Source organism: Streptomyces sp. NPDC043952, assembly GCF_056435325.1.
The window spans coordinates 327,706-336,741 of the sequence record NZ_JBWKES010000003.1 but is presented as its reverse complement, the minus strand read 5'-3'; the positions used below and the strand labels follow the sequence as shown (position 1 = coordinate 336,741).

Below are 9,036 nucleotides of genomic sequence, written 5' to 3'. Positions count from 1 at the left end.
CTACACCCCTCTCCGTGGCCTTCTTGATGACCCACCGCCACCCCACCCCCCCCCCCCCCCCCCCCCCCCCCCCCCCCCCCCCCCCCCCCGGGAGCGGTCGGTCAGGAAGGGACGGAGGCGTGATCGTGATCCGCTCTCCGGCCGGGCCCCGACCAGCGGCGCAGGAGCTCGATCAGCGAAGGTCCGCCGCGGAAGCACCACAGGGCAATGACGGGGTCGCAGATGGCGCAGCCCATGGACGAGGTGTGGGCGAAGGGCAGGATGGGGCGGCCCTTGAGCAGGTGGACCACGTCCCACGCGGTGTGCAGCAGCCAACCGATGCCGATGAAGGTCCAGGACTCCAGGCCTCGGTAGGCGATATAGGCCGTGAGCGCGGTGAACGGCAGCTCCCACGGGCCGACCCCGCCCCCGCTCAGATAGGCGGCTCCGGCACCGGCCAGCATGATCGCGTTGAAGCGACGCCGGTTCGGTTCCTTGATCAGGGACATCAGCAGGCAGTAGGCGACGCCGATAATGATCGGCGACACATAGATCATGAGGGAATGACCTCCTTCGACTGGGCCCGGCCCTGATCGGCGCTGTCGACCCGCCGCAGTGCGAGCGGCCCACCGGCTCCCGGTACGAGCGCCAGGAACTTGGTGGCGGTCGGCGCTCCCTCCAGCCGCCAGGTCGCGAGCACGACGAACAGGTAGGCGCAGCCGTGGGTGGGGCCCATCAGCGTGGAGAGGGGCTTGAGATGGGCGGTGAACAGGTTGGCCAACAGGGCGGTCAGGGAGACCAGTTCGGCGTGAGCCGCGATGCGCAGGTGGCGCGGAGGGCGCGGGCGCATGGTCACACCCCCGTGGTGGAGCCGGGACGAGTGATCATCAGTACGGTGACGGTGGCCCACAGCAAGTTGAAGATGCCGGTGAACGTGGCGAGTCGACCCGCTGCCAGGGGGGTTCGTGCCGGCCGTGGCGCGGCGGGGCTCGCCATTGCGGCCAGGGCGCGGTCCTGAGCGGGCAGGATGAGCAGGACCAGGACGCCGGCGGCCGCCGCGGTCAGCAGGATCGAGGTGATCAGCCATGGGCTGCCGAGCACGCCGAGGCCGCCGGCCGTGGCGAAGCCGAAGAGCGGGACGGCGATGCCGATGCCGGCGTAGACCCGGCAGACGCGGTGCAGTGTCCGCAGGGTCGTTCGGGCGTCGTCGCCGTCGCCGGAGTCTCCCAGAGCGCGGCGCAGCGCCGTGGGGAACATGCTCGCGGCGACGGTGACCGGGCCGACGGTGACGATGGCGGCCAGGACGTGCAGTGACAGGAGGAACTTGGTCACGCCTGGTGCTCCCGGCCGGGCCGGCGCTCGCCGATGGCTTGCGAGAACGGAAGGCGGTCGGCCCCGGAGGGGATGCCGTGGTGGGGACGCGGTTCGGCTACGGCCTCGTACAGGCTGCGGGCGCCTTTGACGGACATGCTGATGTTCTTCTTCCTGACCGGACAACGGGGTTGGCGAGCGGCCGGCCCGCGAAGGGCACCGTGCGGGGGAGGCCGTCGAACTGGACGACCCGGACGTGCACGGATGTTCCTTCGGGGCCGGTTCCCTCGGACGCCCCGAAGTCAACCGGCCGGCACGGTGATCGCCCAGTGGCACTAGTGACATGTTTCAACGGGAAAATGCCAGCGCCTTCCGTCACGCCCGCAACCGCGGTGACATGAGGCGGTCCGGATACCGGCCCGGACTCGTCGCGCCGGGGGGGGGAAGGTACGTTCTGGCCATGCACACCGTCGCCGTTCTCGCGCTGGACCAGGTGATCCCGTTCGACCTGTCCACCCCGATCGAGGTCTTCTCCCGGACCCGCCTGCCCGACGGCGGCCCCGGTTACCAGGTCCGCGTGTGCGCCGAGGGCCCCGAGATCGACGCCGGAGCCTTCGTCGTACGCGCTCCCCGGGGTCTGGAGGGCCTGCGGGACGCGGAAACGATCTTCGTGCCCGGTGTCGCCGATCCCACCGCTGCGCTCTCCCCCGCCGTACGCGACGCGCTGCGCTCGGCCGCCGCCGCCGGTACGCGGATCGCCTCCATCTGCGCGGGCACCTTCCCGCTGGCTGCCACCGGGCTCCTCGACGGGCTGCGCGCCACCACCCACTGGTGTGCGGCCGAGCTGCTGGCCGCCATGTACCCGGCCGTCGACGTCGACCCGGAGGTCCTGTACGTCGACAACGGCCAGTTGCTCACCTCGGCCGGGGCGGCCGCGGGCATGGACCTGTGCCTGCACATGATCCGCCGTGACTACGGCTCGGCCGTAGCCGCCGACGCCGCCCGCCTGTCGGTGATGCCGCTCGAACGGGAGGGCGGGCAGGCGCAGTTCATCGCCTACGACCACGCCCCCACGCCGCACGGCTCCGAACTGGAGGCGCTGCTCGGCTGGTTGCGGGAGAACCTGGCCCGTGACCTGACTCTCGCCGACATCGCCGAGCGGGCGGGGACCAGCACCCGGACACTGATCCGGCACTTCAACGACCAGATCGGCACCACCCCGCTCCAATGGCTCCACCGAGCCCGCATCCGCCAGGCACAGCACCTCCTCGAAACCACGAAGCACTCCGTCGAGCACATCGGTGGTCAGGTGGGCTTCGGCTCACCCACCGCCTTCCGCGACCGCTTCAAGCGCACCACTGGTGTCAGTCCGCAGACCTACCGACGCACGTTCAGCTGAACCACTGGCCCGGCACCGGGCAGACCCGCTTCCGATTGCGCACCGGCCCGTCGGTGGTGTGCGGGACGCGGTGTCTGCCGGCCGGGACTTCAGCGGTTGCGCGCGACGGGCAGTTCCAGGCGGAGTTCGTAACCGCCCTCCGCGGAGGGCCCGGAGGTCACGCTGCCACCGAGGAGTTCGGCCCGCTGTGCCAGGCCGACCAGACCGTGCTGGGCGCTCGGCAGCGCCAGCCCCCGACGGAGCGGGGCGGTGTTGGTGACGGTGGTGCGGACCCGGTCCCCGCGGTGGACGATGCGGACGGTCGCCGTGGCGCCGGGGGCGTGCTTGCGCGCGTTGGTCAGCGCCTCCTGCACGGTGCGGTAGACGGCGCGCTGCAACGTGGGCGGAAGGTCCTCCGGCAGATCGGTCTCCAGTTTCGTCTCGATGCCGCTGGCGTCGATCAGCCGCTCCAGGTCGGCGAGGGAGGGCTGCGGTGTCAGTTCGCTCGGTTCGCTGCCGGAGTCGCGCAGCACGCCGACCATGTGCCGCAACTCGTCCAGGGTCTGCACGCTCAGGCGGCGGATCGTGGCCGCGGCCCGCCTCGTCTCGGTGTCCCCGCTGCCCACCTGGAGCGCTCCGGCCTGTACGGCGATCAGGCTGACCTGGTGGGAGACCACGTCGTGCATCTCGCGGGCGAGCTGGGCGCGTTCCTCGGCGAGGACGCTCCGGGCGGTCAGCAGCCGTTCCTGCTCGCGAGCCGCGCAGATGTCGGCGAGGCGCAGGGAGAGTTCACGCCGGGCCTGGACGAGTTGGCCCAGGAAGACCGGGGCGGCGGCGGTGGCCACCGTGTAGCTGAGGTGGAAGAGGTTGTTCGTCTGGGACAGCTCCGTGGCGTCGAGGGACGACCACGGCCAGGGCAGGTAGTCGATGACGGCATAGGCGAGGGCACAGGCCGCCAGCAGGACGCGGTGGCGGTTGAGCGAGGCGAGCGTGTACAGCGCGGCCATCGGCGCGAGGACCGCGTCCGTGACCAGCGCGGTGGGGAGCGTGAGGACGAAGGTCGCCAGGGGCAGCCGGCGGCGCGCGCCGAGCGAGAGCGCGCCGAGGAGCGCGCAGGCGGCGGCCGGCTGGTCCGCGATGGCGACGTGGGCCGACGCGTCGATCAGCACGAGCCCGACGAGGACCACGTCGAGCTGCCGGTCCGAAGGCCGTCGGGGGGTCAACGTACGCCCTCGTCCCCGTCCCGCGCGAGCAGACCGGCGCGCTCGGCGATCAGTACGGCCTGGACCCGGCTGCCGACCCGCAGCTTGCCGAGCAGGTTGGTGACGTGGCCTTTCACGGTTCCGGTGCTCAGGTGCAGCCGCTCGCCGATGTCGGTGTTGGCCAGTCCCTCGGCCATGAGGGCGAGGATCGCGCGTTCACGCCCGGTGAGCCGGTCGGTGAGCCGCACCGCGGTGGGCTCCCGCACGCCGTGGTCGAGGTAGCCGTCCACCACCTTGCGCATGACCTTGGACGACAGCACGGTCCCGCCCTGCGCCAGCGTGCGCACCAGGTGGGGAAGCTCCTCGGGATCGGTGTCCTTGAGCAGGAAACCGGCGGCGCCCGAGCGCAGTGCCGTCGTCACGTAGTCGTCCGCGTCGAACGTGGTGAGGATCGCGACCACCGGGGGTTCGGGCATGCGGCGCAGGTCGGCCAGCACGGACAGCCCGTCGACGTCCGGCATCCGGATGTCGAGCAGGACGACATCGGGGCGCAGTTCCCGCACCGCGTCGACGCCCCGGCCGCCGGGCACCGCGCCGACGACCTCGATGTCGCCGGCCGCGTTGAGAATGTGCGTGAAACCCGTGCGGATCAGGGCTTCGTCGTCGATCACCATTACCCGGACCACGTGCGCTCCGCTCGTCGCGTGCCTCCGTGCGATGCCTACCCCCGCGGGAGCCCGACGGGGCCGGCCGGCATGCGGTACCCGCCGATCGGCGGCACGGACTCAGCCGGTCGGCGGGCGGGCGGCCGTCCGGTCGGCGGAGGGGGTCGCGGACGTGTGGCGGAGGGGGTCGCGGACGTGTGGCGGAGGGGGCCGTGGACGTGTGGCGGAGCTGATGGCGGACGTGTGGCGGAGGGGGTCGGGACGGCTGCCGGAGTGGTTCGGGCGGCGTCGCGGTGAACCCATCGGTACATGGCCCGCAAAGCACCGGCGCACAGCGCGACACCGGCCCCCGAAGCACTCCCGGCCCCGTCGGCGCGTATGCCACCGCCGCCGGGGCGAGCCCGTGCCCCCGCCCCGGCGCCCGCCAGGGCCGGGAGAGTGCCGCCGGGGCGGCTCATCGGGATCGACCTGGCCCGCGGACTCGCCGTCTTCGGCATGTTCTCGGTCCATGTCGGCCCCGACCCGGCGGTGGGCGGCCCGGTGGGATTCCTGCTGGAGACGGCGAGTGGCCGCTCCTCCGCCCTCTTCGCCCTGCTGGCCGGGTTCTCCCTGATCATCATCACCGGCCGCCCCCGGCCCCGTACCGGCCGGGCGGGCCGGCAGGCCGTGGCCACGGTCGTGATCCGCGCCGGCGTGCTGCTGGTCCTCGGGTACGCCCTGAGCGCCCTGGGCACCGAGGTCGACGTGATCCTCAGCTACTACGGGGTTCTCTTCCTCGCCGTGCTCCCGCTGTACCGGCTGCGGGCCGGGACGCTGGCCCTCATCGCCGCCGCGGGCGCCCTGACCCTCCCCCAGGCCCTGTACGGGATCCGGGCGGCCGTCTCGGACGGCGGCTGGGCGGACGTCATCACGGCCCACGACCCGCTGGCCCTCGTCACCGGCACGGACGGCACCATGGAGCTGCTGTTCACCGGGGATTACCCGGTGCTCACCTGGATACCGTTCCTGCTCGCCGGAATGGCGGTGGCCCGGCTGGACCTGGGCCGGGCGCACGCGAGATCGCTGCTCGCGCTGACCGGTGGGGCACTCACGCTGCTGGGCTACGGCGGCTCCTGGCTGGCTCTGCACCTGGTCCCGCACGCCCTGTCCGCCATCGCGTCCGCCACGCACAGTCCGGCGTCGTCCCCGTGGTGGTGGTCCGACACCACGGGCGAACCGGCGGGCCGGCCCCCGCCGGCCTGGTTGCTGGTGGCCGTCCCGCACAGCGAGACGACGTTCTCCATCGTCGGCAGCACCGGAGTCGCCGTGGCCGTGGTCGCCGCCTGCCTGACCGTCGCCGAGCGGACACCCCGGCTCGCGCGTCTGGCCGGCCCCGTCGCCGCGGTGGGCATGATGGCCCTGACCGCGTACGTCCTGCACATCCTGGCGCTGTGGTTCTTCGACGACGTCTGGTACGTACCCGCCGTCGACGGCGACGGCATGTCCGCCCTGCTGGTGCTGGCCCTCTTCATCGCGGCCACCATGCTGCTGGCCACGGTGTGGACCCGGCGGTTCAGACGCGGCCCCATGGAGCACCTTCTGCACCTCATCACGCGCCCGGCCAGATCGATCGGATGACCGCCGGGCTGACCAGGACGGTTTCTTCGCCGCGGCCGACCGAAGGTGGCCCCGGCCGCCCCTGGGAGCCGGACTTCCACCGGGAGGCTCACCGGGCCATGGGCGCGCCCCGCGGAAGCCGTGTCCCGACCGCCTCCGCCGCGGACGCCGCTTCGGGCGGCGGACGCGGTGGCCATTGGCTTGCCTCACGCGTGCGTGGCGCCCGGAGCAGCACGGCCGGCCACCCAGCGGTCGACGCGGTCCCACTGAGCCGGCAGGACGAAGGGGGTGGCGAATGGCGAGACCGGTGGGTGAGTGGGTCGGCTCCGGTTGCGGAGAGCCGGCCGCACGCCGGCGCCGTCCGCGGACCTGGATGTCCGGCATATTCACAAGGCGTGGGGCACCAGTTCAAGCGCCCGCGCATCCGCTAGGAGAGACGCGCCGATGTCACCAGGGGCTCCTCCAACTCGCGAGCGCCGCCATCCGCTTGAGGCGGCTACGGACCACATGCTGAAACGATCGGGTATCGGCCCAGCGCCGGATTGTTCGCCCTCGTAGGCGGAGAGGCTGTGGTCCTGGGTTTCACGGTGTGGTTCGTTCGGGGCAACGGTCACGGGCTGGTGTTCGTCCAAGCCTTCCTCTCGCCGAAGCGCCCCAGTGGCCAATTAAGGCCGGCCGACACCGGGTTGCCCCCGTCGGAGGATCACCGGCGGCGCCGCGGACAACGACGCGATCACTCCCCAAACGGGCCTGAGGCCAGGAATCTGGTGGCGAAGTTCGCCAACTGTGCGCGCAACGCCTCCCGCGGTACGCGTTCTTCTCCGGCCAGATGCTCGATGAGGTCGGCTCGCGTGGCGGCGAGCAGGGCGTGGGCAGTGAAGTCGCTGTCGGTCAGGCCGGGAATCTGCTCCAGTACGGCTCGGAGCAGGCTGTGCCACCGCTCGTAATGCTCCGCCTGGTACGGGCTGCCGCTGCCCCCGCCGTCCTCCAGGGCCAGCGCGAGGCGCCGGTTGTCGAGTTTGAAGCACAGGACGGCGTCGAGCAGGGCGGGTACGCGCTCCTGCGCCGGGGTCGTGGGCCCCAGGGGCGGCGGGCCGGTTTCGACGGCCTCCCTGAGCGGTTCGAGTCGTACCTCGTACAGCGCGCGGAGCAGCCCCGCGCGATCACCGAAGGCCCGGAAGACCGTGCCCTTGCCGACGCCGGCCGCTGCGGCGACACCGGCCATGGTGATGTCCTCGGGGCTCCCGCAGCGGTTGAAGAGTTCGTCGGCGGCCGCGAGCACGGCCTCCCGGTTACGGGCGGCGTCCTTGCGGGACCTGCGTTCCGTCATGCTGCTCCTCCGTTTGCAAAGCGGACCCGTGGTCCGTATCTTCAAAGCGGACCCACAGTCCGGATTCTATGAGCTGGAGGACACCCATGTCCGCACCGACCTCCCCCGCGGAGCTGTACCGGCACAGCCTGCGACTACTGCTCGACAAAGACATCGCCGCCTGGGTCGCTCTGTGGGCCGGGGACGGCGTCATGGAGTTTCCCTTCGCCCCCGACGGCTGGCCCCGGCGTCTGGAGGGCAGGGAGGCCGTTGCGGCGTACATGCGCCGCTACCCCGACCACATCGATCTGCACGACTTCCGCGACGTGCGCATCCATCAGACGACCGATCCGGCGACCATCGTGGTCGAGATGCGCGGCGTCGGCCGCATGGTGGAGACCGGCGCTCCCTTCGACATGACGTACATCGCCGTCGTGACCGTTCGGGACGGGCGCATCACCTCTTACCGCGACTACTGGAACCCCCTCGCCGCCCAGGAGGCCGGCACCGACTTCACCGGGAGCAGCCGATGACCACCGCCGCCACCTTGGTCACCGGCGCCACGGGCACCACCGGCAGCCGCACGGTCGCACAGCTGACGGCCGCGGGTCACCGCGTCAAGGCCGCCAGCCGTCGGGCGGCCGCGGTCGCCGGTGCCGAGCCGGTCGCCTTCGACTGGTACGACCCCGCCACCCACGCGGCCGCCCTCGACGGAGTCGACCGTGTCTACCTCATACCGCCTCCGGGCGAGTCCGACCCGGCGACGATCATGCTGCCGTTCCTCCAGCGGGCCCGCGCCACCGGCGTGCGCCGTGCGGTGCTGCTGAGTTCCTCGGCGATCCCCGAAGGCGGGCCGGCGGTGGGAACAGTGCACCAGGCCCTGCCCGGCCTGTTCGAACAGTGGGCGGTGCTGCGGCCCTCGTGGTTCATGCAGAACTTCACCGGCACGCACGCGCACGCCCGCAGCATCCGCGACGAAGGCGTCCTCTGGACCGCCACCGGACACGGCCGGGTCGGCTTCGTCGACGCCGAGGACATCGCGGCCGTCGCCGTCCGCGCCCTGACCGACGAGCAGGCCCCCGACAGCGACCTCGTCCTCACCGGCCCCGAAGCACTCGGCTACGACGAGATCGCCACGACCATCACCGAGGTCACCGGCCGGCCCGTGGTCCACCGCCGGCTGTCCTACGAGCAGATGCGCGACCGACTCGCGACCCAGATGCCCGTGGAGTTCGCCGCGATGCTGGCCGGCATGGACCGTGCCATCGCCGAAGGGGCGGAGGACCGCGTCACCGACACCGTCCAGCGCCTCACCGGCCGGCCTCCGCGCTCCTTCCGGGCCCTTGTGGAAACCGAGATGCGAGGCGGCAGTTGAGGTTCCAGGGGACTCCGGTGCGGGGCCCTGTGTGAATTGCGGCTCGGCCGGCCACGGCGGTTCGGGCGCCGCGCGAGAGAGGGGCCTGGAGGTATCCCCCAGTCGTCTGGTCGGCGGATACTCCGCGCTGCTCCGCGAAAGCAGGGTGACCTCTCGACCGGGTGTCAGCAGGCGCGCGTCAGGTCCAAGCCCGCGCCGTACGGCAGGAAGCCCCTGCCCCG

Annotated in this window: 11 protein-coding genes; 4 read left to right on the top strand and 7 right to left on the bottom strand. The window is 72.1% G+C overall.

What is annotated here, in order from left to right; all coding sequences use genetic code 11:
• Window positions 1-101 precede the first annotated feature (101 nt).
• From AC069R_RS05120 to AC069R_RS05105, 4 genes are read right to left on the bottom strand one after another with little or no spacing between them, the layout of a single operon-like run.
• Window positions 102-536: a DUF6010 family protein gene (locus tag AC069R_RS05120; protein WP_478764635.1), complete on the bottom strand. Its 435-nt coding sequence runs from the start codon at window positions 534-536 to the stop codon at window positions 102-104.
• Window positions 533-829: a DUF3817 domain-containing protein gene (locus AC069R_RS05115; RefSeq protein ID WP_478764633.1), complete on the bottom strand. Its 297-nt coding sequence runs from the start codon at window positions 827-829 to the stop codon at window positions 533-535. The genes AC069R_RS05120 and AC069R_RS05115 overlap by 4 nt, the downstream gene beginning before the upstream one ends.
• A 2-nt stretch (window positions 830-831) precedes the next feature.
• The gene (locus AC069R_RS05110; RefSeq protein WP_478764632.1) at window positions 832-1,311 is read right to left on the bottom strand and encodes a DUF2269 family protein; all 480 of its coding nucleotides are present in this window, start codon (window positions 1,309-1,311) and stop codon (window positions 832-834) included.
• Entirely contained in the window at window positions 1,308-1,448 is a 141-nt protein-coding gene (locus AC069R_RS05105; RefSeq protein WP_478764630.1) for a hypothetical protein, read from the bottom strand. Before AC069R_RS05105 ends, AC069R_RS05110 begins: the two co-directional genes overlap by 4 nt.
• Window positions 1,449-1,750: 302 nt before the next feature.
• On the opposite strand from AC069R_RS05105, the gene AC069R_RS05100 reads away from it, so the two are divergent.
• Entirely contained in the window at window positions 1,751-2,689 is a 939-nt protein-coding gene (locus AC069R_RS05100) for a GlxA family transcriptional regulator (RefSeq protein ID WP_478764629.1), read from the top strand.
• Between the two features lie 89 nt (window positions 2,690-2,778).
• On the opposite strand, the gene AC069R_RS05095 is transcribed toward AC069R_RS05100, so the two are convergent.
• Window positions 2,779-3,891 (bottom strand): sensor histidine kinase, encoded by a 1,113-nt coding sequence (locus tag AC069R_RS05095; protein ID WP_478764627.1) that lies wholly within the window; start codon window positions 3,889-3,891, stop codon window positions 2,779-2,781.
• Window positions 3,888-4,556 (bottom strand): response regulator, encoded by a 669-nt coding sequence (locus AC069R_RS05090; protein WP_478764626.1) that lies wholly within the window; start codon window positions 4,554-4,556, stop codon window positions 3,888-3,890. The genes AC069R_RS05095 and AC069R_RS05090 overlap by 4 nt, the downstream gene beginning before the upstream one ends.
• A gap of 357 nt (window positions 4,557-4,913) precedes the next feature.
• Between AC069R_RS05090 and AC069R_RS05085 the strand changes: the two genes are divergently transcribed.
• Window positions 4,914-6,152: a DUF418 domain-containing protein gene (locus tag AC069R_RS05085; protein WP_478764624.1), complete on the top strand. Its 1,239-nt coding sequence runs from the start codon at window positions 4,914-4,916 to the stop codon at window positions 6,150-6,152.
• Window positions 6,153-6,864: 712 nt separating this feature from the next.
• On the opposite strand, the gene AC069R_RS05080 is transcribed toward AC069R_RS05085, so the two are convergent.
• Window positions 6,865-7,461 carry a TetR/AcrR family transcriptional regulator gene (locus AC069R_RS05080; RefSeq protein WP_478764623.1) on the bottom strand — a complete coding sequence of 199 codons (597 nt, stop codon included), beginning with the start codon at window positions 7,459-7,461 and terminating at the stop codon, window positions 6,865-6,867.
• Between the two features lie 86 nt (window positions 7,462-7,547).
• Here AC069R_RS05080 and AC069R_RS05075 point away from each other — a divergent pair, with 86 nt between their 5' ends.
• Together AC069R_RS05075 and AC069R_RS05070 are read left to right on the top strand one after the other, a co-directional pair.
• Complete coding sequence (locus tag AC069R_RS05075) at window positions 7,548-7,973, top strand: nuclear transport factor 2 family protein (protein ID WP_478764622.1); 426 nt, start codon at window positions 7,548-7,550, stop codon at window positions 7,971-7,973.
• The gene (locus tag AC069R_RS05070) at window positions 7,970-8,815 is read left to right on the top strand and encodes an NmrA family NAD(P)-binding protein (RefSeq protein WP_478764620.1); all 846 of its coding nucleotides are present in this window, start codon (window positions 7,970-7,972) and stop codon (window positions 8,813-8,815) included. The genes AC069R_RS05075 and AC069R_RS05070 overlap by 4 nt, the downstream gene beginning before the upstream one ends.
• The last annotated feature ends 221 nt before the right edge of the window (window positions 8,816-9,036 follow it).